Annotated in this window: 22 protein-coding genes and 1 CRISPR repeat array; of the genes, 8 read left to right on the top strand and 14 right to left on the bottom strand. The window is 55.0% G+C overall.

Translation table 11 applies throughout. The features are described from left to right. Window positions 1–2 precede the first annotated feature (2 nt). On the bottom strand, window positions 3–1,388 hold the full coding sequence (locus BLV85_RS05245) for an aspartate aminotransferase family protein (protein ID WP_090412925.1): 1,386 nt from the start codon (window positions 1,386–1,388) through the stop codon (window positions 3–5). Between the two features lie 225 nt (window positions 1,389–1,613). Between BLV85_RS05245 and BLV85_RS05240 the strand changes: the two genes are divergently transcribed. Beyond that, on the top strand, window positions 1,614–2,033 hold the full coding sequence (locus tag BLV85_RS05240) for a rhodanese-like domain-containing protein (RefSeq protein ID WP_090412922.1): 420 nt from the start codon (window positions 1,614–1,616) through the stop codon (window positions 2,031–2,033). Window positions 2,034–2,168: 135 nt separating this feature from the next. Here the strand turns inward: BLV85_RS05240 and BLV85_RS05235 are convergent, their stop codons facing one another. Next, window positions 2,169–3,347, bottom strand: a complete 1,179-nt coding sequence (locus BLV85_RS05235) for an exonuclease/endonuclease/phosphatase family protein (protein WP_090412919.1) — start codon at window positions 3,345–3,347, stop codon at window positions 2,169–2,171. Window positions 3,348–3,761: 414 nt separating this feature from the next. Here BLV85_RS05235 and BLV85_RS05225 point away from each other — a divergent pair, with 414 nt between their 5' ends. Beyond that, window positions 3,762–4,496, top strand: a complete 735-nt coding sequence (locus BLV85_RS05225) for a class I SAM-dependent methyltransferase (protein WP_090412911.1) — start codon at window positions 3,762–3,764, stop codon at window positions 4,494–4,496. A 161-nt stretch (window positions 4,497–4,657) separates the two neighbouring features. Here BLV85_RS05225 and csm6 read toward each other — a convergent pair whose 3' ends face one another. From csm6 to cas10, 12 genes are all read right to left on the bottom strand, one after another. Beyond that, complete coding sequence (gene csm6, locus BLV85_RS05220) at window positions 4,658–5,776, bottom strand: CRISPR-associated ring nuclease Csm6 (protein ID WP_090412907.1); 1,119 nt, start codon at window positions 5,774–5,776, stop codon at window positions 4,658–4,660. Continuing rightward, on the bottom strand, window positions 5,764–6,909 hold the full coding sequence (locus tag BLV85_RS05215) for a Card1-like endonuclease domain-containing protein (protein ID WP_176973937.1): 1,146 nt from the start codon (window positions 6,907–6,909) through the stop codon (window positions 5,764–5,766). Before BLV85_RS05215 ends, csm6 begins: the two co-directional genes overlap by 13 nt. Window positions 6,910–6,961: 52 nt before the next feature. Beyond that, window positions 6,962–7,255, bottom strand: coding sequence for a CRISPR-associated endonuclease Cas2 (locus BLV85_RS05210; RefSeq protein ID WP_090412900.1), 294 nt, complete (start codon window positions 7,253–7,255; stop codon window positions 6,962–6,964). A 2-nt stretch (window positions 7,256–7,257) separates the two neighbouring features. After that, window positions 7,258–8,223, bottom strand: coding sequence for a CRISPR-associated endonuclease Cas1 (gene cas1 / locus BLV85_RS05205; RefSeq protein ID WP_090412896.1), 966 nt, complete (start codon window positions 8,221–8,223; stop codon window positions 7,258–7,260). A 9-nt stretch (window positions 8,224–8,232) separates the two neighbouring features. Next, complete coding sequence (gene cas2 / locus BLV85_RS05200; protein WP_090412894.1) at window positions 8,233–8,517, bottom strand: CRISPR-associated endonuclease Cas2; 285 nt, start codon at window positions 8,515–8,517, stop codon at window positions 8,233–8,235. A gap of 776 nt (window positions 8,518–9,293) precedes the next feature. After that, window positions 9,294–9,620, bottom strand: coding sequence for a hypothetical protein (locus BLV85_RS05195; RefSeq protein ID WP_090412891.1), 327 nt, complete (start codon window positions 9,618–9,620; stop codon window positions 9,294–9,296). A gap of 342 nt (window positions 9,621–9,962) precedes the next feature. Beyond that, window positions 9,963–10,484: a CRISPR direct-repeat array (repeat unit 36 nt; unit sequence GTCTCAATCCCTTTTAAATCAGGGCAGTAGTTCAAC). Window positions 10,485–10,559: 75 nt separating this feature from the next. Then, window positions 10,560–11,519, bottom strand: coding sequence for a CRISPR system precrRNA processing endoribonuclease RAMP protein Cas6 (gene cas6 / locus BLV85_RS05190; RefSeq protein WP_090412888.1), 960 nt, complete (start codon window positions 11,517–11,519; stop codon window positions 10,560–10,562). Beyond that, complete coding sequence (gene csm5, locus BLV85_RS05185) at window positions 11,520–13,136, bottom strand: type III-A CRISPR-associated RAMP protein Csm5 (protein ID WP_090412885.1); 1,617 nt, start codon at window positions 13,134–13,136, stop codon at window positions 11,520–11,522. A 5-nt stretch (window positions 13,137–13,141) separates the two neighbouring features. Then, window positions 13,142–14,116 carry a type III-A CRISPR-associated RAMP protein Csm4 gene (gene csm4, locus BLV85_RS05180; protein ID WP_090412882.1) on the bottom strand — a complete coding sequence of 325 codons (975 nt, stop codon included), beginning with the start codon at window positions 14,114–14,116 and terminating at the stop codon, window positions 13,142–13,144. A gap of 1 nt (window position 14,117) precedes the next feature. Further along, window positions 14,118–14,852: a type III-A CRISPR-associated RAMP protein Csm3 gene (csm3, locus tag BLV85_RS05175; RefSeq protein ID WP_090412879.1), complete on the bottom strand. Its 735-nt coding sequence runs from the start codon at window positions 14,850–14,852 to the stop codon at window positions 14,118–14,120. 23 nt (window positions 14,853–14,875) lie between these two features. Beyond that, window positions 14,876–15,328, bottom strand: coding sequence for a type III-A CRISPR-associated protein Csm2 (gene csm2, locus BLV85_RS05170; RefSeq protein ID WP_090412875.1), 453 nt, complete (start codon window positions 15,326–15,328; stop codon window positions 14,876–14,878). Window positions 15,329–15,400: 72 nt separating this feature from the next. Next, window positions 15,401–18,055 (bottom strand): type III-A CRISPR-associated protein Cas10/Csm1, encoded by a 2,655-nt coding sequence (gene cas10 / locus BLV85_RS05165; protein ID WP_090412872.1) that lies wholly within the window; start codon window positions 18,053–18,055, stop codon window positions 15,401–15,403. Between the two features lie 336 nt (window positions 18,056–18,391). Between cas10 and ndk the strand changes: the two genes are divergently transcribed. From ndk to hisS, 6 genes are all read left to right on the top strand, one after another. Continuing rightward, window positions 18,392–18,817: a nucleoside-diphosphate kinase gene (gene ndk, locus BLV85_RS05160; protein ID WP_090412870.1), complete on the top strand. Its 426-nt coding sequence runs from the start codon at window positions 18,392–18,394 to the stop codon at window positions 18,815–18,817. 181 nt (window positions 18,818–18,998) lie between these two features. Further along, window positions 18,999–20,120, top strand: a complete 1,122-nt coding sequence (rlmN, locus tag BLV85_RS05155; RefSeq protein ID WP_090412867.1) for a dual-specificity RNA methyltransferase RlmN — start codon at window positions 18,999–19,001, stop codon at window positions 20,118–20,120. Between the two features lie 24 nt (window positions 20,121–20,144). After that, on the top strand, window positions 20,145–20,954 hold the full coding sequence (pilW, locus tag BLV85_RS05150) for a type IV pilus biogenesis/stability protein PilW (protein WP_245725095.1): 810 nt from the start codon (window positions 20,145–20,147) through the stop codon (window positions 20,952–20,954). Beyond that, a complete protein-coding gene (locus tag BLV85_RS05145) occupies window positions 20,947–22,005 on the top strand; it encodes a RodZ domain-containing protein (protein ID WP_090412865.1) in 1,059 nt (352 codons plus the stop codon). Before pilW ends, BLV85_RS05145 begins: the two co-directional genes overlap by 8 nt. Window positions 22,006–22,058: 53 nt before the next feature. After that, window positions 22,059–23,303, top strand: coding sequence for a flavodoxin-dependent (E)-4-hydroxy-3-methylbut-2-enyl-diphosphate synthase (gene ispG, locus BLV85_RS05140; RefSeq protein WP_090412862.1), 1,245 nt, complete (start codon window positions 22,059–22,061; stop codon window positions 23,301–23,303). Next, window positions 23,296–24,558, top strand: coding sequence for a histidine--tRNA ligase (gene hisS / locus BLV85_RS05135; protein WP_090412859.1), 1,263 nt, complete (start codon window positions 23,296–23,298; stop codon window positions 24,556–24,558). The genes ispG and hisS overlap by 8 nt, the downstream gene beginning before the upstream one ends. Window positions 24,559–24,575 lie beyond the last annotated feature (17 nt).

Genomic DNA, 24,575 nt, shown 5'->3' with positions numbered 1-24,575 from the left:
GGTTATGTGCCTACCTTGAATCGCATGGCCTGAGTGGCCAGGGTCTTGCCCAGATCCCAGACCGCAATGGGACCACGGTGCGCATCCGCCACCACATTTCTGACTGCCCCTACCAGCCATTCAATATCGGATTCGGTCAGAATCAGCGGTGGAATGAACTTGACGATATTCATGCCATGACCGGCCACTTGCGACAGAATCCGGTGCCGCCTGAATAACGGTACCGTGATCATTTGCGAGAACAACCCCTTGTTGGCGGCCTCCAGCATTTTCCAGGACAATTTCAACGACAGGCTTTTGGGTTCGGTGAATTCGAGTGCGATCATCATGCCCAGACCGCGTACTTCGCTGAGGCATTCGTATTCATCAACCATGGGCTGCAGCTGATCGAGAATGGTTTTGCCGGCCTGGGCGGCGTGTTCGATCAGATTCTCGGACTCCATCACCTCAAGTGTCGCCAGGCCTGCCGCCATGGCCAGATTGTTTTTGCCGAAAGTGCTGCCGTGCACCACGGCGCGATCCATGCGATTGAAAACTTTGTCAAAAATCCATTCCTTGCAAACCAGTGCACCGACCGGCACAAATCCGCCCGAAAGGGCCTTGGCCATGCAGATAATGTCGGGCTCGACCGACCAGTGTTCGACTGCCCACCATTTGCCGGTGCGTCCGAGTCCGGTCTGTACCTCATCGGCGATGAACAGCGCGCCATATTTGCGAGCCAGCGCGGCTGCGCCCGGCAGATAATCGTCATCCGGTATCCAGACGCCATGCCCCTGGATCGGTTCGGTAATGAATGCGGCCACATCGTTTTGTGCCAGCGCCTCTTCCAAGGCGGCCAGGTCGTTGAAGGGGATCTCGATGAAATCGGGCACCAGCGGCCCGAAACCTTTCTTGTAGTGATCATCCCCGGTGGCGGACAGTGAACCGAGGCTCAGCCCGTGGTAGCAGCCGCGGCAAAAAATGATTTTAGATTTGCCAGTCGCATAGCGGCTGAATTTGATGGCGGCCTCGATCGTTTCCGTTCCCGAATTGGCGAAGAACACACGATTCAGGCCGGGCGGCGTCAGTTTTACCAGTTTTTCCGCCAGCACCCCAGCCAGCAACGATACATCCAGTTGCACCAGATTGGGCGCTTCCGCTTCCAGCACATCCTTGAGCGCCTCCACGATTTCCGGGTGATTCCGTCCCAACGCAAATACGCCGAAACCACTCAATAGATCCAGATAGCGATTGTCCTTGTCGTCAAATAAATAGGCGCCATCGGCTCTGACATAATGGCGGTCAAAGCCAATGGTTTTAAGCACCCTGACCATCTGGCTGTTGAGGTAACGGTCGTGCAACGAGAAATTTTCCTTGCCGCGTTGTTGCAAGAGTTCTTGAATTTTCATGAGAGCAGGCTCCTGGGATGAGGCTTAATACACCGGTATAGCGGATACAAAAATCAAGCAGCATTCTACCTTAAACCGACCATTGCCGGTTGGGCGGGTCGATGGACCGGGTTTGCCGGCTACTGTACGCACATGGTGTGATTTGGGGTAAAGTAGCGGAAAGTCCATGGCACATCCGGACTTGGACAAGGTCTAATTTAATCCATTTTGATCAGGAGCGAGACGATGCAAAAATACCTGTTGATCATCCTGTCCATAGTTGTCGTTTCGTTGGCAAATTTAGCGGCGGCGGCAGAGGACATCGCCCCCCGGCATATCGTGGGCGCGACCACCATCGATACCGATACCGCCAGACTGCTGCTGGCGCGCGGTTATGTCTTTATCGATGTGCGCAAACCGGAAGACTTCCACAGCGCACATATTCCGGGCGCGCGGCACTTGTCTGTCAACAGCGAGGATTTCACCGCCAGCAATTTGCAGGCTATCGTCAGCAAACATGAAGCGCTGGTTTTCTATTGCAATGGCGCCCATTGCCTGGGCAGTTCCAAGGCCAGCCAGAAAGCGGTCGAGTGGGGCTGGCGGCATATCTTTTATTACCGGGATGGTATCCAGGGCTGGAAGGAGGCAGGGTTTGCCGTTGATTAGCGGACAGTCTCCTGGCTGATTGTAATGCTGCTTCAGCATGCAGCAGGGTGTGATCTAATTTGCTCCAATGCCGCAACGTGGCGATAAAGGCCTGCTATACAGGTTTGTCTGCGGCATCGGAGCGATGGATGCACGCTACTGAAGCGATAGCCTGACGCTGACACCGGCATGGTCGGATACTATGGGTTCGTGCGGTCTGGGTGGGCTGGCATTGGGATTGAAGATGACTTCACCCTGTTCCACACCGAAGCCCTTTGTGAAAACATAGTCGATGCGTCTTGGCGTGCTGTCAAAAAACTCCGGGAAAGGCCCACTCTGGTCCAGGAAAGATACGCCAGTCGTGCAGTGCTCATCCGGTTCCCATGCCTGATAGAGATCGGGATGATCTGGCAAGGGTGCAAACAGATCCGCGGTTCGGACGCAAAGCGCCTGCAGCGGAATGTCTTTATCCATTTGAGATTGGGCATAGGCATCGATAAAACCCGCGCCGGTCACGCTGTCATAGAGCGGCTTCTCGTTGCCGAATTGTCCCGGCTCGCCACCCCTGAAATTGTCCATGTTGAAATCTCCGCCCAAAATATGCGGTTTCACGCCAAAGAAGGAGAAGACGCGTTCCGCCGCCGTGACAAATTTCAACAGGCTCGCCAGCTGGTGCTGGCGTTGATCGACACTGCAGCCACTGGCACTGATATTGATACCCTCGTAAACAATACTGCTGCTGCCGCCGGTGCACAGATGGGTATTGTAGATATTGATTCTGCGGTAATCCCGGGAGGCGCCAGGAATTTTCAGACGCACCATCATCACGTTCCGGGTGATGGGCATGGCCAGGCGTCCAACGTCCTCGATCTCAATTTGCTCGAATGTGGCGGGCAACAACTTGGAAGCACTGAAATCAATTTCGCAGCGACTTAATATGGCATTGCCGACGGTCAAAATGCCGGGGACACCGGTGCTCATTGCCGTGCGCTGATCGTAAAGCAACCCGCGTGTTTGCAGCTTGTCTCGCAGGTCTTTCGGACTGCCGCCGGTGCCCACCAGCTTGCCGGCTGTGCCTTCCTGAACTAGGAAGATATCAATCGGCTCCCCGCTCTGCGCTTTGGCGTCAGCAAAATCAGCAATGCGCTCCAGGCGCTCATCCCGCCGCGCTATCTCAAAGAATGCCAGGTTAATGGTAACCACATTGAGATGACCTCGATCCCAAACATCGGCGCACTGCGCCTTTTCTGCCCACAACGAATGGCTATGGAATGAGAACGTAATCAGAATGGCCAGGCCCAAGAGGGGTCTGGGCACAACAAGTTGGCGCTTCATCAGGCTTCTCCTTTCTCCAGAATCATATCGCACAATATGCCGGAAGGAAGATCGGTATGCCACTTGAGTTCGGGTGGCCGCAGTGATTATGCCGCTCTTCACTTCGCGTGCCGGTTGGCTTGCCGCGGTGTTCGCTGCGGGTTGTCCTGCCTGCTTCACCCGCACAGCGAGCTGCAGCACTAGCCGGGCTGCAGCAAATAAAGTGATCAAAAATACTTGACTGATCAGCTCACATCATATAGCAATACATGCATGGCGATAGCCCGAAAATACCCGAACGCATATTTTTTCGTGCAAGGGGGCGCTGCACATTTTGCTGGAGAAAGCGTGAGGCACCGAAAGCATGCATGCAGCCAGCAGTTGATCATTTGCCATGGCGCAAATGTATTATCAGTTTCTTCACCATCAATTCCCATGACAACCACCGAATCATCCACGCTATTCGCACAGACCTGGTCATTGTATGACCTGATCACGGAACATAATTACATGTTCCATCAAGAGATTTATCAGGATGTGGGTAGACTCCTAGGACTGCGCCAGGACCACGGGCGATACCGCCTGCTGGATTTGGGTTGTGGCAATGCCCGCTATCTTGCCTCCTGTCTGAAACAATTTCCCCCTGCCTCGTATCAGGGGATTGATTTATCCGAAGCCGCGCTGGCCGAGGCCAGCCACTACCTGGCCGCATGCAAGACTACCGTGGCATTGACCCAGGGCGATCTGCTGGACGCAATCGAGGCAGCCGATAAAACCTGGGATGTGATTTTTACCGGTTTTGCCGTGCATCATCTCATGCCAGAGGAAAAAGCGCGGTTTTTCGGGGCGGCCGCACGCTGCCTGTCAGAAAATGGCTGGCTGATAATGGTGGATGTCGTGCGGGAAGAACAGCAAAGCAGGGAAAATTATCTGCGGGATTACTTGCGATCGATGCGTGAGAACTGGATCGAGATACCGGCAGGCCAGCTGGAAGAAGCCTGCACGCATGTCCATGCGCATGATTACCCTGAAACCCTGACTACCCTGCAGGCCATGGCAAGCGCGGCCGGCCTGACCGCCAGCCGCATGATCAGTCACTACGGGCCGCACTATGTACTTCTGTTCGCACGCTCCGGAATGACAGCAGCCATCGTGAGCCCAGGGCTATGAATCGATTGTCACGGCTGCTTGTCAACCCGAGCTAGATTGCTGCCTCCCCAAACCGTTATCCGTAGTTTGCATGCTCTCCTGGCACGGATTCTGAGCACAGGTGTGCTTGCGCACCATAAAATCCGATGAACACAGTTTGTCCAAGCTGTGCCTGGAGATGATCAGAGTGCAATCTTGTCCGGCGATAGCCGCAAGCCATATTTTGTAAAGGGTTTATCGCCAAATGTCGCAATTTGATAGAAGCTTGCTTCCAGAGGCAATTCCTTTTCTAGCCTATGGTTGATTTTGGCCTTTTTTTCCTCTAGGTACTGTCTGTCAAATCCGTTGCTCAGCACTTGCCTGACTCTGTCCAGGGATCCAGACATGGGGCCGACAACTTCGGTATAGACCGTCAGAAATTCTTGCGGATCGGCTTCCTGCCAATGAATGGCGCCTTGACCGGATGCCGCGACATGCCTGCGTGCGAGCCAGAGATAAAAAGCCAGCAGCAAGGGAGGAAGCTTGAATGATTTTCCGCCGCAACAAACCGATTGATTGGGTAAATCGAACGAAAGCGAAACAAAATGAAGACTGGACTGCACTTCTTCAACAGTTTCATGAAAAGATATTTGCCTGTCCTGCAATTTGCTCGGCATGCCGTTACGCAGCCTGACAAAAGGAATATCGGCCAGCATGATGCGCGCGGCAGTGGTATGCACGGGTTTGTTGTTATGACGCGAATACAGCACTTTTCCCTGGAGAGGTGGAAAATAAAAATCGGGCAGGGATTCGAAAGGGTCGTTAACCAGTACATGGGATAGACGATCCTGGGATCTGCCAAACAAGGAAAGCGCGTAGCCGGCAAAAAATCCCATGCTCTTTCGTCCGCCTGCGATGGAGACATGTACCATGGAAGACGCATCACTGCAGAAATTGCGCACAAAATGCATGATGAAATCGGCCGCACGCAAGTTATCCTCCGGTGTGCGGATATCTGAGAGCGGCCTGCCCGCAGCGTCCTCGATAATATGCAGATTCTCGGGCGTAAAATGTATGCCCTGTAAACCGTAATCCTTGCACAATGCAAAGAAAAAACCGGTAGCGGGATCGAGCAGGGAAAGTCGCGCGCGTTCCACGCCTTCCCCGGTGGAGATGACGTGAATCTCGGTCGGGATGAATTTTTCCTGCGCCTGGACCGCAAGCGCATACAGCGTTTCAGTGACCACCTGGGGTGTCAGGCCAGTTACGATCAGAAGAATGCGGCGCGGGTAATGTACTGGTGTTGCCATCATTTTAACCATGTTTTCAATGCACCTTTCAGATCCCGGAGCTGCGCGCCCGAGAGAATATCGAGATTCATTTGACGCGCTCTTTTTTTATCGCTTTCGCTCAGACTGCCGCGGAAATCGACCAGCATCGCCTTGGTGCGCAATCCACCCATTCTGCGCAGGGCATCCAGCTTGTAAATGGCATCTGTGCCACTGCTGTCGCCGGTTCTGCCATCGGCGGCCAGATTGGCGGATTTGCATTCGATAATATGCAGGGTATTTTTTACCAGGCAGGCAATATCGAGTTCATTGCGGGTGCTGCCATTGGGCGCGCATACGTCAATGTTCATTCCCCAGTCGACGATGTCAGCGGCGGGGGCGATGCTGGCGATCGATTGAGCGAATAGATATTCCAGCCACCCTCCATTCACGAATCGCCGCGCAGCATCATCAGGAAACACGAGCCTGTTCTTTTCCAATGAGAGCATGTTTTCTTCCTTGAACATCGAAATCAGACTGTCAAATGCCTTGCTATCCTGGTCATATCTATCCAGTGCAGGTGTGACGAAAGTGCCGGTCCGGCTGTCTTCTTCAGCCTGACTGGCCAGCCAGTTCAGCTTGCCCAATGCCCTGCCAAGCCGTTCACTTTCATAGGCAAGGCGGTCAACGAGATCGCGGATATTCCCCTTGATATCGGGTTTGCATAATTGTGAAACGGTGTAACCATGCGCTTCAAGATAGTGCTTGAGCTTGATCTTGCTCGACAATATAAAGCCCGCCCCCCGTTTATCGAGACGAATCACTTCATCATTTTCGATATTGACGTAAAAAACCGGTTTCTTTTCTTCGTGAAAAACATCTTGTGCGACCATTGCCATGACCTTGGTGCCGCCGGTCACATTCAAGGCGGCTTCATTGGTTTGGTTACCGAGCCATTCAGCAAAATTATCCCAGCACTCGAAGTAGTCATATGGATTCTGGATATCCAGTTTTTCCACCTTCACCCCTTGTTCTTTGAGTACGCTTTCCAGCCAGCGTGCCTTTTCCTGCATATCGGTACTGACAGCCAGTGTGATACTGGCGGGCCGAAAAGCCGGGTCGAGCGCGGGCGTGAGATTGGGTGCCGCTTGTGCGGAGACCAAGCAGAGATGACTATCGAATTTCATATTTTCTCCAATAATATTGTTGTGATGCATATGGAAAGGCACTCTCAGGCGATCACAGATTGTTTTGCCCGGCTGGCAACCCGCTCCAGTGTATGCCGGCAGGTAAAGTCGCTTTGCCGATGCGTTCCTGGAGGCCACGGGCGGGCAGAGGATAGCAGCGCAGGTCATCCTGCCGCGGGTCGATCAGTGCGCTGATCTCTTGCATGCAGCGCTGCTTGTCGGCTGCGCTGCCTGTGAGCAGGAATACACTCAGCTCCAGCGGGATGGCATGGCGGCGCACAGCGCGGTGAACCCGCTGTAAGCGAATGGAATCGGTGATGTCGTAGCCAATGACCCAGTACAGCATGCTCAGATATCTCCGTTGTCGCGGGTTATGCCGGATGGCGCGGGCGTCAGCCTCTCCGTCAGTTTGGTGATATGCGCTGTCAGTATTTTTCGGAGGCGTTCCGCCTGGCGTTCCCATTCGGTATAGAATGCCACACGCCCATTTTTGCCCATAAAACACCCTTTCTCGGAGGTCGTAAAAAACTCCGGCTTTAATATTTCCTTGCGGAAGAGTTGCAATGCAAAGCTATCCACCTCGATCCTGATGGGCTCCACAAGGTCGCAGGCCAATGACTCGCGGCCAAAATCAAGCTGGTGATAAAAACCGATAAAAGGATCGAGTCCCGCGCCATGGAGTGCCAGGACAGCTTCTGTGTGCAGCAAGGTATAGCCCAGCGAGAGCACTGCATTCAGTGGATCGCGGGGCGGCCGGCGGTTGCGCTGGCTGAAATTCAACCGGGGTGCGGCGATGGCGGCAATTCCCTTGAAATGTGCAGCCGATGCGGCACCTTCAATGCCTCTCAGGGCTGCAATGGTGGGCATTTGCGCAATGCGTGGCAAAATCTGGTCCAGCGTGCGTAAAACCAGTGTCAGCTCGTACCGGTGTGCGAGCGCAATTTCCCGCAGGCCCTGCGCGTAATCGCGCTGAGCGCTGACCTTGTCGAACACCAGCGAGCGCGAGAAGGCCAGACAAAATGCCGCATCGTCCGATAATCGATACTGCGCCACACGCCTGGCTGCATCATTGTGCGGCCTGGCCAGCAGCATGGTAGGTTCCGCCTTGCGCCCGGATAAAATGATGACCCCAATCCCGCGTTCGCCCAGCTTGCCCAGCACACTGGTCTGCAAGCGCACATCTCCCCTCAGAAATACCCGGGAAAGCGGTGCAATGGGTACAGTTCCGGTCCGGGTGCCCTGTTCGCGAAAAACCAGCGCATCGCCATCAAGTTCGAGTTCGACACCGCGTCTGTCAACATAAAGGCTGGTCATGGGGATCTCCTATATCACAATAAATGGTGCGTTTACCGCCATGGTCTCTGCGATGCCAAAGCAGTCTGGCTTCATGCGCGGATCGAGTTGAAAGATATGTACGCGGTCTTCTGTCTCATCGATTAATTCAGCCAGATGCGCCCTCACGGCCTGTAATTCCTGCCGAGTCAGCCAGCATTCATAAAATGATTTCTGACCACCGGTTTTATAACCGAGCAGGAACCGATGCACCTTTCTTAGCCGGCGCGGGCAGCATATGTCATAACAAATCAAATACACCGTACGTGCACTCATGGGCGATATGCTCGAATGAATTGACCGGGTTTCTGCTACAGCAGCAGAATCTTATTGCTTGCGGTTTTTCCGGCAAGTTTGCCAATAGCCTGGTATGTTGCCTGCCACAGGATCATTTAGGAGGCTGTCCGAAAATAGACTGATCTACTGTGGACGAACCTGCCAGGCTGGATTTTTCGATCCTTTTCGTTGAATAGAACAACTATTCGCCTCAAATGATCTAAAAATCCCGCTCAGCCAGCTTCGCCCTCGCTACGATCGCTATTCTCGGACAGCCTCCTAGCCGCTTCGTGCAAGCCAAGACACTGCTTCATACGGCTCTTTGCGGGCAGCCTTGATGATATCGAACATTCAGAAGGCAGCCCGGTATCAGCTCCGGGGCATGATCCGGCCCGTGATACTACTCGTCATCAGAGTCGAACCCGAAGATGAAACCATAAACACCCACAACAACAAGCAATACTAGAAGCAACATAAAATTTTCTCCGTAAATTTGGCTGCAATAGCTGTAGTCGGACCTTCAAACCATTCTGACCAGGATGCGTGCTTTAGCGATTTCGGTTTGTTCAGCTATTGCGTTATGAACCTGTTGCGCGGAAGAAAGCCGGGTTGCTGTCCGCCCTTTCGTTCCTCTCCCATTTTTCAATCAGTCCAGTCATGCAATAAGTAAGCAGCGCAATTGCTTCTGTGTTGCTCTCGCGTGGCTGGGTGCTGTCTGCCTGCATGGAAAGGAAGTATAGAGAAACGCTGGCGCTATCTGTTGACTGGCAAGCTTGTCAATTTTGCCGGGTGTGCGCTCTCATCGGATAGCCGTCCGGCCGTTTTTTTTTGCCAGGAAATGCCTTGATAACCAATGGTAAATCAGGGCGAGGCAAATGCAGGCCGTCACTATCATCACTGGCAAGCGGATAAAAATCAGATACAGACACAGCATGCCTGCTCCAAGAAATTACAAGAGAAATATTGGTTTTGACTGCCAGGACCAGATCAGCAGTTACAGTTACCGAAATATGGCGCGCCAACCAAAATAAATTCTGCCCAATACTATAATTATCAAGATAACAGTAGTCACGCGCATCACGAGCCACAGAAAGAAGAGCCATTTAATGGCTGTCAATACGGGATCCCTTTGCTGTTTCTTTCTCATAGTTTGAAAAATGGAAATAAAAGCGACCGGTTTTGAGAGCCCAATCCCTTCTGGGCAGGATGGGGGGGTAACAGTCAGACAGCCGTCTTTGCGAGGCAACCCATTTGGTTGGCGCCATGCGCCTGTCTGCAGAGTAGGGGAGTATAGAGAAATACTGGCGCAGTCTGCTGGCTGACAAGCTTGCCAATTGCCGGCTATCCGTTCTTGGATAACCACCCATTTCTAAGGGCTCGTTATTAATGAGCCCTTAGTCAGAGCAATACCGCCATCAATGGCTCTGACCGATTCTGATGACGGAATTTTAGTCCCTTTTAAATCAGGGCAGTAGTTCAACGTGGCAAGCGGATTCAATTACCCTGAGCCAGCGCGTCTCAATCCCTTTTAAATCAGGGCAGTAGTTCAACGGTCCTCGATTGCGAGCGGGATAAAACCGCTGCGTCTCAATCCCTTTTAAATCAGGGCAGTAGTTCAACGCCGGATCCGGACGGCACCAACCAATTCGAGGCGTCTCAATCCCTTTTAAATCAGGGCAGTAGTTCAACCAACAGCTGGACGAAGCCCAGGCACAATTTAGGTCTCAATCCCTTTTAAATCAGGGCAGTAGTTCAACCTTTATATTTCCAACTCATTGTCTCTCGGGATGCTGTCTCAATCCCTTTTAAATCAGGGCAGTAGTTCAACACAAGGCACAAGAAGAAGGCAAAGAGCAGATCCGTCTCAATCCCTTTTAAATCAGGGCAGTAGTTCAACCGTCTCAACCAATCATTACGGCGTCGCACTCATTGTCTCAATCCCTTTTAAATCAGGGCAGTAGTTCAACTCATCGTGGCAATTTTATCCTTGCTAATCAGTTTGTTGCAATGGGCGTTCGTGGAAATGGCTGCTTGAAGCATAGTTATGTTTCGCTATTTGCCAGAATGCGATACTTACCAAGACCAAAACAGGCTTCCTTGCCGACATGCAGCCATGCTCCGAGATGCAGCGCTTCCTGAAATGGTACCAGATTACCGCTTAATTGCCAGGCGCCCACGCAGCCACCCAACCGCATGATGCGCTGCTGGCGCGAAGAATGCCGTGTCCAGTCGCGCCAGCTCATCTGGTGTTGGCCGCTAATCTGGCTGGTTGCCGTTGCCATGGCGGTAAATTCTGCGGCATTATAGCGTGCTTTGCCGGCATGCATTTCAGCCAGCAGGCTGATGCGTCTGACTAACGCCATGAGCAGGATATGGGCGTTGAGTCTGGCAGGTGGCAGCGCGTGGCCATTTTGTTGCAGCCTGAGCGGTGTCACGAACTGCAGGGTAATTCGTGTGAGCGGTGCCTGTGGGGGCAGGGTAGTGTATTGCGGGTGCTCGATCAGGCTTTGGCCGGGCTGGTAAACCGGCATTTCGGTTTCCTGGCCGCTGTCTTGTTGAGAGAGAAGGTTTACGCCCAGCAGTTCCGCCGTGCCACGGCCCGCGCCAACGCCGCGCGCGAAAGCCCGCTGCCATGCCATGATGCAAAGCGGTAAATGTTGCTGGGCATGGCCGATCAGCGTGAAGCCAAAAGTCAGTATTTCTCCTGGTGCATAGTGCTTGATTCCCCATTCAGGCGGCTCAATGAGATAGGGAACCGGCACTGTGGCAATGTTTTTCAATGAAGCGGCTTCCGGTTTGGGAGGCTCGAAGACGGCGGGATAGGGGCAGTTTCGCTGCAGCAGGCATCCTTGGCAGTTCGGGGCACGGGTGACGCATGCCAGTTGCCTCAGCGCCCGGCCGAAGACGCCGCGCAGGGTCGAGCCGGCGAATTCCGGCAACCGCACTGGGCGAGTCACTTCGAATTCGAAACGGTAACGTGCGAGGGGGTAAGTGGTGAACATTTATGCCTGACCTCGCAGAGCTGCCAGTTTGAGCTTTTTGCGGAAGTCCTTGGCGTCGAGATTGATCAGTTTGCTCGCCCGTTCTTCGAGCATGGCAGCCAGTGCGTTTCTTTCCTCCGAACTCCAGTCCTGGCTGGCCAACGCCTGTTGCACCAGGGCCATGATATGGCCGCCGAAGAAATGATCGCTTACCGGTATTTTCTGGCCGATGACCAGGCGTTTGTCGATTGCATCGCGCAACTGCACGATCTGGCGCATATTTTCACTGAGCTTGGCGAGTTCCGCAGCTTTGGCCTGTGCGGCGGCTGCTTCTAGCCGGGCGGTTTGCTCGGCTTGCAGGCGTTTCTGCTCGGCAGCCTGTCTGGCCGCATCCCGTTGTTTTCGCGCCTGCTCGATTTGCTCAAGGCGATTCTGCTGCGCCTCGCGCAAAACCAGCGTATGGGGCCGGAGCCTGTCGCGCATGGCAATGGAAAGATACTGATAGGCATCCTGACAGGATTCGACCCATAGCCAGCCGAATGGCAGCAGGTTGTTGGCGGCATCCTTACGTTCGCTGGCGAAACGTTTCTCGGTGGTTTCCTTGGTGGTTTCCTTGCGGTAACTGGGTGGGGCACCTTTTTTACCCAGAATTTTAATATCGCGCACAACGTCGAGTGTGACGGATTCCGCGCCGGAATGCTTGCCGACACGCAGCAGAAAACCTTGCTGTTTTGCACGCAATTCGGCCAGTTCTTCACGGAGCAGGTCCTGGATCACCTGCCGCCAAGCTGGATCGAGCATTTTGGCTAAATGCGTGTGATCGAGTTCGGCTTCCAGCTGGGGCCAGTAGAAAGCGTTGCAGACATCGCAAAGGTGTTGCCATGTCAGGTTGCTTGCGCCATCTTTGTTGTCCGGACAAATGCGGATTTCTCCGCTGAAGGCGTCGCTCAACAAGCCCGGAATGGTCTCCAGGAAAACCTTCAGCTCGGGTGTGCCATGTTCGCTTGGCCGTTTTTTCTTGCTGACTGCATACAGAATATGGGTGGGCGCAGGATCCTCTTCATGATGGGCGTCCGCAACGTGCAGGTGGCGCAGCGGATCGTTCTCGAATTGGCCTGCACTGTAACCCAGCAGCCTCTGCTGAAGAGCCTGATTGTTTTCCTTGGCGTCTGACAAGGGTCTGCCTTGATTGATCGTATTCAGCCAGGCTGTCCGTATGCTGCCTTTGAGCGAACTGCCTGGCAGGTAGGGGGACAGGTCAAGACTGCGGTATGAGGTGCGCGAGATCGGAAACAGGTTGTAGGTATGATTGCTGTTTGTAAGGCTTTGCACGGGCCGGCCCGCTTTGGTTTCGTATTCCTGTGCGATATCGCTGGCGATGCCGACGATATGATGGGCAAGCGGCGCGAAGCGATCCCGCCGCGATTTGAAGAAATACTGGATCGCGCCAATGGTTTGGCTCTCACCCAGTTTGCGGCGTTCGTCGTCTTCCAGCAGATCGGCCAGCATGGTCATGTCCAGGTAGTGCAGCAGGTTGTCCTGGATCACGAAATTGGTGGGGACATAATCCTCATCACAGCCGATATGGATGGGTGAGAGAGGGGTCAGGGTGATCGGGCGGTAATCGGTATTTTGCATATTTATCAATCATCCATATGTATGTTGACTACGGGCGCATAGCCTTGCTGCACAGTGGCCGGCTCGCTGTTAGAAAGCTGCCCATTGCTGCCTAGGCCTTGTCCGATAAATAGCGTGCCGGCAGGCTTGTCCGCTGTAAAAACAGCGCCGGTGGCGGCCAGCAGTACGGGATTCTTGAAAGGATTGGCGGCCAGCGCATGGCGGTTGCCATGCCTGCCAAAGCGGGTGATGATGCGCCAATAACTGTTGTTCCCGTCAAACCCCAGGCCCTGGGGCGCGCAGGGTGCCAGGGTCCAGAAGCTGGGCGTTTGCTTTGCGGGGGCCATGACCTCGAAGCGATGCGGTGAAATTGCGCCAACGCCGAATTTTCCCAATCCACTGCTGGCGTCACGGCCATGGCCATGCATGCCGATGGCCTCGAGCAGGATCCGCAATTTTTCGACAGCCAACCGGGATTCATCCAGTACCAGATACAGGTCGATGGCCTGGCCGCTTGCGAAAAAGGTCTGGCGTTGCGTATAGGGTGCAAACACATCGGCACCTGTCGTGCCTGTCAGACGATTCAGTGTGTTATGCGGTTGGATGGACTCGATGGGCGGCCGGTTTGCGTAGGCCTCCTTGTCTGACTGGGCTGCTTTCAACATGGTCTTGAGCGGTTTGCCTGTGGCCGTCAGCGGTATCCAGCGCTTGGTTTTGTTGGCTTTGCGTGTGGCAGCGTCGATTGGCCCGGTGGCGGAGCCGGCTGCCGGCTCGAATGACTGGGGCAGGGTCGGTTTGGGCAAATACCCTTCCGGCAGGCCATCGGAGACGACCAACCAGGGGTGGCCGTCCGTATAGCCATCCAGCAGCCGCTGCAATTCAGTTTCTCCCCATTGTTCGCGCGCTGCCCAGCAGCACTGGCCGAACAGTGTGTCGCCTGCCAGCGGCGTGCCCAGGGCGGTATGCAACTGCAACCGGGCGCGATAAAGAGCAAGCGTCATGTCAGGCAGCTCCATGCATGTTGGAGAAGGGCTGGATCTGATCGAAGCGCATTTGTAATGAATCGTTCCCCGTCATTTGCATATCGAGGAATTTGATCTTGCCGTAACCGCGTGAGCCGGAACCGCCGAGACTGTCGAGCTCAAGCAGTTTGAGGCCAATCAGAACCATATCCAGCAGGTCTTCGTCATCATGCACTTTCAGGCTTAGCCGGAAATCAAACTGCGCGCTTGCCACCACGCGCTCGGTCTGACGAATTGCGCCGTTGGCCGCCACACCCTTGATGCGGTCGATGCTGTTTTCCGTTTTGGCTTCGGTCGCCTTGGCATGCTCGCCCAGCTCGTCCTGCTGCCATTGGCTGTTCAAGGGGCAATCCCAGAATGCCAACCGGCTGGGTCCGATTTCATTCGCAATGGCCTCGGTTTCCCCGCCCGGGGCGCCGCCAAACAGTTTCAGCAAGTCACGCGCTTGAAGGGTCTCGTCCGGCTTCAAATCTTTCAAATGCTGAAACGAGAGCGGCTTGCCCTGCGCGACACCAACTAAACCCAGCTGCCATTCGAGCAGGCTGCGCATCTTGCCCTTGAGCGATGAGCCGGGAATGTAGGGCAACCCGGAAACAGGATCCTTGATAACAGGGTTGTCGATGCCGCCGATGCGCATCTCGCTGCCGCCGCCGATGTGCAGGCCAGTTTTGAGAATGATGGTGCCGGTAATTTGCTGGATTTGGGTCAATTGCATTTGTTTATCCTTTTCAATTGTGTTTAGCCGCGCAGGCCTTTAAGAAAACCGAGCATTGCCTCGAAATGCAGCTGGAAATGCTTGAGCGCCCTGGCGCTGGTGGTGGCTTTGATGCCTGCTCCGAACCAGTGTTCGAAATTGGCATCCACCAAATCTCTTCCTTTTGCGTAGGCGACTTTGGCATTCATCATGCGGATGAAAGCCTCATGCTTTTTGAATGCATCCTCGTCGTCCTTGATGCGCTGTTGCCAGGTCACCAGCTCATCGTAAAAACGGCGGATTTGATTGGGCCGGTTGAATTTATCCTTGGTATTGGCCAGCTCTGCGGCGATTGCAGAGGCAGTGGCATCGAACAAATCGGCGGGCACCGGATCATGGGAAAGAGCGAGCTTGGCCGCTGCCTCGCGAATGGCCGGGCTGACTTTTCTGTGTGCGGGCTCTTCTTTTGGTGATTGGTTTCCAGATTGTTTTATCATCAGTTGTTTCCCCTATCGAGTGATCATTTTATTGGATGAGGTGGGTTTGTCGGTTGCATGGCAAGCTTGCTGTTATTCGCGCCTGGTATAGAGCAGGATGGAGAGCGGCAGCCGGTAAGCGCCGCCATGTTCAGCCAGCGCCAGGGTGAATTCCTTGTTGATCGCTTCCTGCAGGGGCCTGCGTAGAGTGCTCGCATCTGCCTGGCCGCTGCTTCTCAGCCGGTCGCCGATGAATCGGGTGGTGCGGTAAACAAGTTGCGAGCGCCATAGACTGTCTTCCGGGTTTCTGCCCAGTCTGGCCCGCTCGGCTTTGCCGGTCAGTTGCAGCAAGTCGTAGAGATAGCCGGTAGAAAGTTTGGCGCCATGCTGTTCTGCCTCAGCCAGCAGTTGTGCCAGTTTGCCGGCCCGTTCGGTCAGGAGTGTGTGCCATTCTTGCCAGCCCACAGTCTGGTCCCACAGCGTGATGGCATCCTTGAGCGGTATGCCTGCTTCGTTTTGGCGTGCCTTGGATTGCTCCAGTGCCCTTTCTGCAGACCGCGCCAAATGCCGGGCCGGCACTTTGGGTTGAGTCATGCTTATTCCCGCCGAGAAGGTAATGCCTGAGTTGGCGACGTAGCGCTTGAAGTGTTGTTGCATCTCCCCGGCCAGCTCAATGGTGGCGTGCCATGGGCCGATCAGAAAGAAATCATCTCCACCGGCAAAGACGGTATAGGTGTTGCAATAACGGCCGATGCCCTTGTCATCCTTGTCATGCGCGCAGAACCATGGCAGCCATAAGGTGAAAAACAGATGGATCTGGCGGGACAATGATGCCCATTTGGCGAAGGTGGGAGTTTCCAGGCCTTGCTCAAAAAGCGCGCCAAGATTGTCAATATCACCCTTGAGTGTGGCCAGCGCGATTTCGCCGCGCCATTGTCCGTTTTCCGCCAGCTGCCGGTCTTCGCAGGCCAGGTGATGCAGGGTTCTGATGGGATGCTCGGCATCGAAGTCTGCTTCGCTTTGCCAATGGCCATATTTGTCCGCAGTGGCTGCATCGATTTGATCGAAGATCGGTACATAGGTGTTGACGAACCGTCTTGCCAGACCATGAAAGACCTGGCCGTTTGCGTCGGGCCGGTGGAAATCCCAGCAGCGGATCAGTTTGCGTTCCCTGGCCAGTTGGCCATAGTGTCCGGATTCATCCGGGTCACGGACAAAGGCAATGTGCCACCCGAAATAATCCAGTGATAATGATTTCGATTTCAGGCTATCGGTATCGCGGCTGATCAGCACTCTGGCGCGTTGGGTGAGCGCTTTGCCGATTGCGATTTGATCTTCGGCCAGGGGGCTGATGGGGTAGCCGGGTAAATCCGATTCGGCAGGATAGCGGCCGTTGATTTTGCAAGCGCCCAGCTCGTTGTTGAATCGCTGCAGAAAATCGTCAAAGATTGCGGGGCTGTGCGCATCGCAAAGATTGAAGCGCCGGTGTTTGGCAACATCCAGTGCCTTGAACAGATTCTTGATCAGATCGTTGAAGCGCTTCTGCACGAAATGATTGCAACTGGCGGGTGTGGCCGCCAATCCGATGCCGATTTCGCCGTAGGTCTGCCGCAGGCACCAATCGTTAAATATGTGCTCGGCATGCTTGACTGCTGCGCGTGTTTGGGCGGTGTTGGGTGCGACAATCAGAAATTTGCCGGCTGCATTGATGATCTGGCTGGTGGGTGGCAGTGATAAATTGTCCAGCAGCGTGAGTGCGGCACATTCTGCCAGCAGGCTGACCTGGAATGAGCGGCCGCGTAACAGCTTGTGCGCATGTTTGTTGGTTTGGCCGCCTTCAGCGAAAATAAAATGCTGGATACCGAAAAAATCACCCTGGATGAGCAGGAATTTTTCCTCATCCCAGCCGTTTCTGAGGTCTGCGACGGTTTGCTTGTCTTGCTCGTGATGCCAGCGCCAGAGTGCAGCGGCGAGTGCGGCAGTGGTCTTGGAATGGTCGTACAGCGAGACTTCCGGTTTGACGCCAAAGGCTGTCGCCGCCGGAATCGCATGACAGACGGTCAGCCATAGCGCGTCGAAATGGTCGAGCCACAGCGGCAGATTGTCGCGGTGCGATCGGGGGATCTGCTTCAATCCTGCCAGCAGCGTATTCCATAGCTGGTGGTATTCCGCGCGGGCGGCCGCATTGTCAGTGGGTGTGCAGCCGATGCCTGGAAACAATGATTCGGGCGAGAGTGTTTTCAGCGGGTAGCGCCAGTTGAGTTCGCCTTCTGCGATCTCGCCTTTGCCGATTTGCTCGAACAGGGTCAGCAGGCGTGCGCGGTAATGATTGTCACGTTCCTTTTGATGGTTGTAGGTGCGGTCGAATTCATCGCGCTCAAAGCCGGAGGCGACGCGATCGGCGGTCGCCACGACCCATTGCAGGAAGGTGTCAGGCTTGTGATGTGCTGATGCGGCATTGACAACCGAGTCAGGCAGATTGGCATCCGTCTCGATCGATACAAATGGCGGGCATGTTCCTCTGAGGTCAGGAAAATGCCCGGTTGCTTCCAGTTCATCCCAGGCGATGCCGGTATAGGCGGCATGGACATGGCTATGGTAGCGGCCATTGTCCTGCCAGGGGCAATAGAGGTTTTTGTGCGCATCGAGTCGGCCGGCATGATCGATGTTGGCGCGTTCCGCAAGCTTGCCCAGGTCGTGCAAATAGGCGCTCAGCGCTACGCGGCTGGTGGCATCGAATAAAGTCATGTTCGCATCCTTGTTTGTTATTATGCTGAATGGTTTATCTGGTACTTTTCCTGATTCTATGGCGTTGTTGCCAGATGTCATGCGCAGAACAGGCTATCAAAACAAGCATTGTTTGCGGGGGGTAGAATAACCCAGGCTGGCGTGCGCGGGCTGCTTTGGCAAGCTTGCCGGAAGCGGTTGGCTGATTGGGTTGGCCGGTTTATGCATCCAATCAAAATGATGCCGGCAATAAATGTTTGCAAACGGACGGCCTCCTAGCCATGCGGTTTGTCAAATGCCAGCAAGGTTTTTTGTTAGAATAAGCGTTTACAACAAACTAATTTTATGAGGTATTTGATGGCTGTTGAAAGAACGCTTTCCATTATCAAACCGGATGCCGTGGCCAAGAATGTCATCGGTCAGATTTATGCCCGTTTCGAGGCGGCGGGTCTCAAGATCGTCGCGGCGCGCATGACGCATTTATCGCGGCTCGAGGCAGAAAATTTTTATGCGGTGCACCGGCAACGTCCTTTCTTCAATGATCTGGTCGAGTTCATGATCTCGGGGCCGGTAATGATCCAGGTGCTGGAAGGCGAGAATGCCATCGCCAAGAATCGCGAGCTGATGGGCGCGACTGATCCGCAAAAAGCGGATAAGGGTACGATCCGTGCTGATTTTGCCGAGAGCATCGATGCCAATGCCGTGCATGGTTCCGACGCACCGGAAACGGCAGCGGTCGAGATTGCCTGCTTTTTCCCCAGCCTGAATATTTATTCACGCTGAGTGTCTGCCGGCGCTGGCGTACGCGGCTTTTGCCGCTGGCATGAGCGGGTGCGCCGGCTGTCTGTATCCAATGCATAGGGTTGTGGCACTTTGCGTGCCATGCATGGTCTTACCGGTTTTCCCGGTTGATTCCATCCCATGCGGCATGTGAAATGCCGGCAAGTTTTGAAAGTCTGGTCTAATGGTTAATTTGCTCGATTTTAATGAAACAGGACTCATCCGCTTTTGTCAGGAAGCGGGCGAGAAGCCTTATCGCGCAAAACAATTGCTGCGCTGGATGCATCAATTTGGCCAATCGGAATTTGCGGAGATGAGCGATCTGGCCAAGGGGTTCCGGAGCAAGCTGGCAGCGCTCGCTATGATCCAGCCGCCAACAATCGTGAGCGATCATACCGCCAGCGACGGTACCCGTAAGTGGCTGCTGTCGACCGGCGCCAGCAATGCGGTGGAAATGGTTTTCATCCCGGAGCCCAACCGCGGCACATTGTGTGTATCCAGCCAGGTGGGCTGTGCGCTGGCATGCAGCTTTTGCTCGACCGGGCGGCAGGGCTTCAATCGCAATTTGACTGCGGCGGAGATCATTGGCCAACTGTGGTGGGCAAACAAATTGCTCCGGGCGCAGGCTGATGAGGCCGTTGCGACCGGAGAGCCTGCTTCGGCTTCCCGTGCCGTGACCAATGTCGTCATGATGGGCATGGGCGAGCCACTTGCCAATTTCGACAACCTGGTGATCGCGCTCGATCTGATGCTGAGCGATTATGCCTATGGGCTGTCACGCCGGCGGGTCACGGTCAGTACATCCGGCCTGGTGCCGGCCATCGATCGCCTGCGCGAGCGGTGCCCGGTTGCCTTGGCTATTTCACTTCATGCGCCAAACGATGCGCTGCGCGATCATCTGGTGCCGATCAACAAGAAATACCCGATCCAGACATTGCTGGCCGCCTGTGAACGCTATTTGCCGGCTGCGCCCCGGGATTTTGTGACGTTTGAATATGTCATGCTGGATGGCGTCAATGACAGTATCGAACAGGCGCGCGAGCTGGTGCGGCTGGTGAGAAACATTCCGTGCAAACTCAACCTGATCCCATTCAACGGTTTTACAGCCTCGGGTTACCAGCGATCGAAAACAGCGGCCATCAGCGCGTTCCGCGATGTGTTGATGCAGGCCGGCATTGTCGCGACGGTGCGCAAAACCCGGGGGGATGACATCGATGCGGCCTGCGGCCAGTTGGCTGGACAAGTGCAGGACAAGACCCGCCGCACGCGAGTGCGGGCTGCGATCGATACCGCGATCACGGGTTGAGGCGCCGCGGGCAGGGGAGAAGGGTTGAATGAATTGCGCGCGCGGGTGAAAAAACGGTATGCTGGCTTGCTTGCTGGATGTGTGGTCTGGCTGGTCGGTTGTGCGCATTCGCCGGCCCAGGATGAACGTTCGGCCGAGGGGTTGAAACAGCGCGCGCTGCAAAGTGCAACCATCCATACCGAGCTGGCTGGTCAATACTATCACCGCGGTCAGTATCGAGTCGCGATCGAGGAAGCGGAAATAGCGCTGCGGGCCAAACTGGATTATGCGCCGGCTCATAATATGCTGGGGCTGATTTATATGGATTTGCAGGAGGATGCGCGGGCGGCGTGGCATTTTGAACAAGGGCTTGGCATGGCGCCAAATGATCCGGATATACATAACAATTTTGGCTGGTTTTTGTGTCAACGCCAACCCGATCAGATGGAACGGGCGGTGAATCATTTTATGGCGGCAATCCGGGATCCATTGTATGAAAAGCCTGCGAGAACTTATGCCAATGCAGGGCTGTGTGTCCTGAAACAGAATCATTTCGAACAGGCGCAGGCATTTTTTCAACAGGCCCTGGTTATTCGTCCTGCCGATGCCCTGGCGCAGCGTGGTCTGATCGAACTGGACTTCAAGCGTGGCCGCCTGCAAACGGCCCGGTCCGGCATCATTCACTATCTGCAGACATATCCTGCCGCACCCGAGAGCCTGTGGTTGGCGCTTCGTATCGCACGGGCGGGGCAGGATGTTGACGCGGAGGCGAATTATGCTTTTCAATTACAACGGCGCTTTCCTGATTCCAGGGAAGCCAAAGCATTGCGTGCAGGTAGGTTGAATCATGAATGATACTGACGGAAAAAATAAGTCTAAGACTGCGCAGCAGCCAGAGGAGGTGCTGGCTGCCGCGCAACCGGAAAATAGCGGACAGCCTGAGAATCAGGCCGATGTGCCATCCAGGCAGACTGAGACACATGCATCCCTTTCCCAGGCTGCACCGGCTGGCCAAACGGCAGATGTCGAGACCACAAATGGCGTGGCGAATGTCGGGCGTATACTGCGGGAGGAGCGAACTCGGCGCGGTCTGAGCATTGGTGAGATCGCCCGGCGACTGCGGCTGACTGAACAGCAAGTTGAGTCCATCGAGGCAGAGGATTTTGCGAAATTGCCGTCCACAACTTTTTTGCGCGGGTATGTACGTAATTACGCAAACCTGTTGCAGCTCGATAATGTCAAGCAATTGTTGGCAGCATTGCCGCAGTTTACACCCGCAAACAGTCATTCGAATGAAATTCTGGCGCAGCGCTTCAAGTCGATCGAGCCGGTATTTAACCGGCGCAATCGTGGCCGGCCGGGTTTGCTATATACTGTCGCGCTGCTGGTGGCGGGTCTGCTGGTTTACGGGTTGTATCAGAATGACAAGGTGGAGCAGGCGCCATCATCCTTGCTGGAAGGCTTTGATGCAGCCGAGTTGATCAGCCCCCAAAGTGGAATTGGCCAAACCGCGATTGATTTGTCCTTGCCGATGGCGCCTTCTTCTCCGGTTGAGTATTCCGACCGGCCGCCCGTCGTGGCACAGCAGGCGCCAACCGTTACCGCTGCCTTGCCGCAATCTTCGGCAGCGGATGCGAGCGTTGCTGAAGTGCCGGATGATGGCATGAAATCCCTGCATTTTGCTTTTTCGCGAGATTCCTGGGTCAAGATCAAGGACAGCGACGGCAAGGTCATCCTTGAAAAAACGCATGCCCGTGGCACCGAGCGGATGATTACAGGGAAACCGCCTCTGTATCTGGTGATTGGCAATGCGCATGGGGTCGCGCTTACCTATAACGGACGGACGGTCGATCTTGCGCCGTACACGCGCGGCAATGACGATGTTGCCCGCTTCTCGCTCGAATAACCTGATCTACCGCCTGATTTAGCCTGGTATTTTTGAAATCTACATTACACGACATGTCATCTAATAATATTCCAAGTTCACGTAGAAAATGCGTGGGCGTCAAAGTGGGTTCGGTCACAATTGGGGGCGATGCGCCTATCGTGGTGCAGTCGATGACCAATACCGATACTGCCGATGAAATCGCCACTACCATGCAGGTGGCCCAGCTCGCGCGGGCGGGCTCTGAATTGGTCAGGATTACGGTCAACACCATGGAAGCTGCCCGGGCGGTTGCGGGCATTCGCGCCAGGCTGGACGATATGGGCTGCCATGTGCCACTGGTGGGCGATTTCCATTTCAACGGTCACAAGCTGTTGACTGCTTATCCGGAATGCGCGCAGGCGCTCGCCAAGTATCGCATCAATCCCGGCAATGTGGGGCAGGGCAAGAAACGCGACGAACAATTCTCAACCTTGATCGAGACCGCCTGCAAGTACGACAAGCCGGTCCGTATCGGTGTCAATTGGGGAAGCCTCGATCCGACCATGTTGGCGCGCATCATGGATGAAAATGCCCGTGCGGCGTCACCGATGGATGCAGCCCAGGTGATGCGCAAGGCATTGATCACATCCGCCCTGGAAAGCGCGGCCAAGGCAGAAGAGCTGGGATTGGGCCGTGATCGCATCGTGTTGTCGTGCAAGGTCAGCGGTGTGCAGGATTTGATCGCGGTTTACAGTGAACTGGCGGCACAATGCGACTATGCATTGCATTTGGGTTTGACCGAGGCCGGCATGGGTTCGAAAGGTATCGTCGCGTCGACGGCCGCCCTGTCCGTGCTGTTGTTCAGAGGCATAGGCGATACCATACGCATCTCGCTGACACCCGAGCCCGGTGGCGATCGCAGCCGTGAAGTCATCGTGGGCCAGGAAATTCTGCAGACCATGGGCCTGCGGGCCTTTGTTCCGCTGGTTGCCGCCTGTCCGGGATGCGGGCGCACCACCAGCACTTATTTCCAGGAGCTGGCGGAAAGCATACAGGCCTATGTGCGTGAGCAAATGATCGACTGGCGGGAGCAATATGATGGCGTCGAAAATATGACGCTTGCGGTCATGGGCTGTGTCGTCAATGGGCCGGGCGAGAGCAAACACGCCAATATTGGCATCAGTCTGCCTGGTTCGGGCGAGAATCCTGTCGCACCGGTTTTCGTGGATGGACAGAAGACGGTCACGCTGAAGGGCGACAATATCGCTGGCGAATTTCGCGCGATTGTCGACGAATACGTGCGCACCAAATACCGGAAGAAAGTCGCCAATGTCTAATTCAATCCGGGCGGTGCGCGGAATGAACGATATTCTGCCCGACGAAACGGGGCTCTGGGCTTTTTTCGAGGATACCATTCGTCAGTGGCTGAGCGCCTATGGCTACCGCAATCTGCGCACGCCGATTGTCGAACAGACCGATTTGTTCGTGCGTTCGATTGGCGCCGTCACGGATATCGTCGAAAAAGAGATGTACACGTTTATCGATCATCTCAATGGAGAGAGCCTGACGCTGCGCCCGGAGGGCACGGCCGCCTGTGTGCGGGCGGTGATTGAACACAACCTGCTGTATGCGGGTCCGCAGCGGCTTTATTACAGCGGGCCGATGTTCCGTCACGAGCGCCCACAGAAAGGCCGTTACCGCCAGTTCCATCAGGTTGGCGTGGAAGCGCTCGGCCTGGCGGGGCCGGACATCGATGCGGAACTTATCCTCATGTGCGCGCGCTTGTGGCGCCTGCTGGGCATTCCCGATGTCCGCCTCGAGATCAGCACGCTGGGCAGCGTCGAATCCCGCACGGTCTATCGCAGCCGCCTGATCAACTATCTCGAAAAGTTTGCTGATGAACTGGATGAGGACGCCCGCCGGCGATTGCATAGCAATCCGCTACGCATTCTCGACAGCAAAAATCCCGCCATGCGCGAGATTCTGGAAGGGGCGCCGCGCCTGCTGGATGATCTGGATGAAGATTCGCTCAAGCATTTCGAGTCATTGCAACAGATTCTGCGCAATCAGGGGATCAATTTCGAGATCAATCTTCGCCTGGTGCGGGGGCTGGATTATTATAATCGCACGGTTTTTGAATGGGTGACGGACAAACTGGGCGCGCAGGGGACTATTTGCGCCGGTGGACGTTATGACGGGCTGATCGCGCAAATCGGCGGCAAGCCAGCGCCAGCGTGCGGGTTTGCGATGGGTGTCGAGCGCATACTGGCGCTGATGCTTGAGAACCAGGTGGAAGGCGTAGCGGCTGTTCCTGACGTCTATCTGGTTCATCAGGGTGAGGCGGCAACCGAATTTGCCTGGAAAGTGGCCGAAACCTTGCGGGATGAGGGCTTCAAAGTGATGCAGCACTGCGGTGGCGGCAGTTTCAAGGCGCAAATGAAAAAAGCCGATGCCAGTGGCGCGCGCTTTGCCGCTATCATTGGCGATGACGAAGCGCTGGCCGGTGAGATCAGTATCAAACCCTTGCGCGAAGCGGCAGAGCAGGTCAAGGCCGATTTGGCGGAGGCCGCCGCATTGCTGCGAAATGTTTAATTCAATTCTCGGAAAAC

This window comes from Nitrosomonas halophila, assembly GCF_900107165.1.
Taxonomy (GTDB): Bacteria; Pseudomonadota; Gammaproteobacteria; order Burkholderiales; family Nitrosomonadaceae; genus Nitrosomonas; species Nitrosomonas halophila.
This window is presented reverse-complemented; position numbering and strand designations above follow the sequence as displayed.

Excerpts from the sequence above, each read along its gene's own strand:
- BLV85_RS05235 (WP_090412919.1), bottom strand. The coding sequence starts at position 3,347 with ATGAAGCGCCAACTTGTTGTGCCCAGACCCCTCTTGGGCCTGGCCATT.
- csm2 (WP_090412875.1), bottom strand. The coding sequence starts at position 15,328 with ATGATAAAACAATCTGGAAACCAATCACCAAAAGAAGAGCCCGCACAC.
- BLV85_RS05245 (WP_090412925.1), bottom strand. The coding sequence starts at position 1,388 with ATGAAAATTCAAGAACTCTTGCAACAACGCGGCAAGGAAAATTTCTCG.
- BLV85_RS05215 (WP_176973937.1), bottom strand. The coding sequence starts at position 6,909 with ATGAAATTCGATAGTCATCTCTGCTTGGTCTCCGCACAAGCGGCACCC.
- cas1 (WP_090412896.1), bottom strand. The coding sequence starts at position 8,223 with ATGACCAGCCTTTATGTTGACAGACGCGGTGTCGAACTCGAACTTGAT.
- csm5 (WP_090412885.1), bottom strand. The coding sequence starts at position 13,136 with ATGCAAAATACCGATTACCGCCCGATCACCCTGACCCCTCTCTCACCC.
- BLV85_RS05240 (WP_090412922.1), top strand. The coding sequence starts at position 1,614 with ATGCAAAAATACCTGTTGATCATCCTGTCCATAGTTGTCGTTTCGTTG.
- ispG (WP_090412862.1), top strand. The coding sequence starts at position 22,059 with ATGTCATCTAATAATATTCCAAGTTCACGTAGAAAATGCGTGGGCGTC.
- cas10 (WP_090412872.1), bottom strand. The coding sequence starts at position 18,055 with ATGACTTTATTCGATGCCACCAGCCGCGTAGCGCTGAGCGCCTATTTG.
- rlmN (WP_090412867.1), top strand. The coding sequence starts at position 18,999 with ATGGTTAATTTGCTCGATTTTAATGAAACAGGACTCATCCGCTTTTGT.
- hisS (WP_090412859.1), top strand. The coding sequence starts at position 23,296 with ATGTCTAATTCAATCCGGGCGGTGCGCGGAATGAACGATATTCTGCCC.
- csm4 (WP_090412882.1), bottom strand. The coding sequence starts at position 14,116 with ATGACGCTTGCTCTTTATCGCGCCCGGTTGCAGTTGCATACCGCCCTG.
- BLV85_RS05195 (WP_090412891.1), bottom strand. The coding sequence starts at position 9,620 with ATGGCTCTTCTTTCTGTGGCTCGTGATGCGCGTGACTACTGTTATCTT.
- cas2 (WP_090412894.1), bottom strand. The coding sequence starts at position 8,517 with ATGAGTGCACGTACGGTGTATTTGATTTGTTATGACATATGCTGCCCG.
- csm3 (WP_090412879.1), bottom strand. The coding sequence starts at position 14,852 with ATGCAATTGACCCAAATCCAGCAAATTACCGGCACCATCATTCTCAAA.
- cas6 (WP_090412888.1), bottom strand. The coding sequence starts at position 11,519 with ATGTTCACCACTTACCCCCTCGCACGTTACCGTTTCGAATTCGAAGTG.
- ndk (WP_090412870.1), top strand. The coding sequence starts at position 18,392 with ATGGCTGTTGAAAGAACGCTTTCCATTATCAAACCGGATGCCGTGGCC.
- BLV85_RS05210 (WP_090412900.1), bottom strand. The coding sequence starts at position 7,255 with ATGCTGTACTGGGTCATTGGCTACGACATCACCGATTCCATTCGCTTA.
- csm6 (WP_090412907.1), bottom strand. The coding sequence starts at position 5,776 with ATGGTTAAAATGATGGCAACACCAGTACATTACCCGCGCCGCATTCTT.
- BLV85_RS05145 (WP_090412865.1), top strand. The coding sequence starts at position 20,947 with ATGAATGATACTGACGGAAAAAATAAGTCTAAGACTGCGCAGCAGCCA.
- BLV85_RS05225 (WP_090412911.1), top strand. The coding sequence starts at position 3,762 with ATGACAACCACCGAATCATCCACGCTATTCGCACAGACCTGGTCATTG.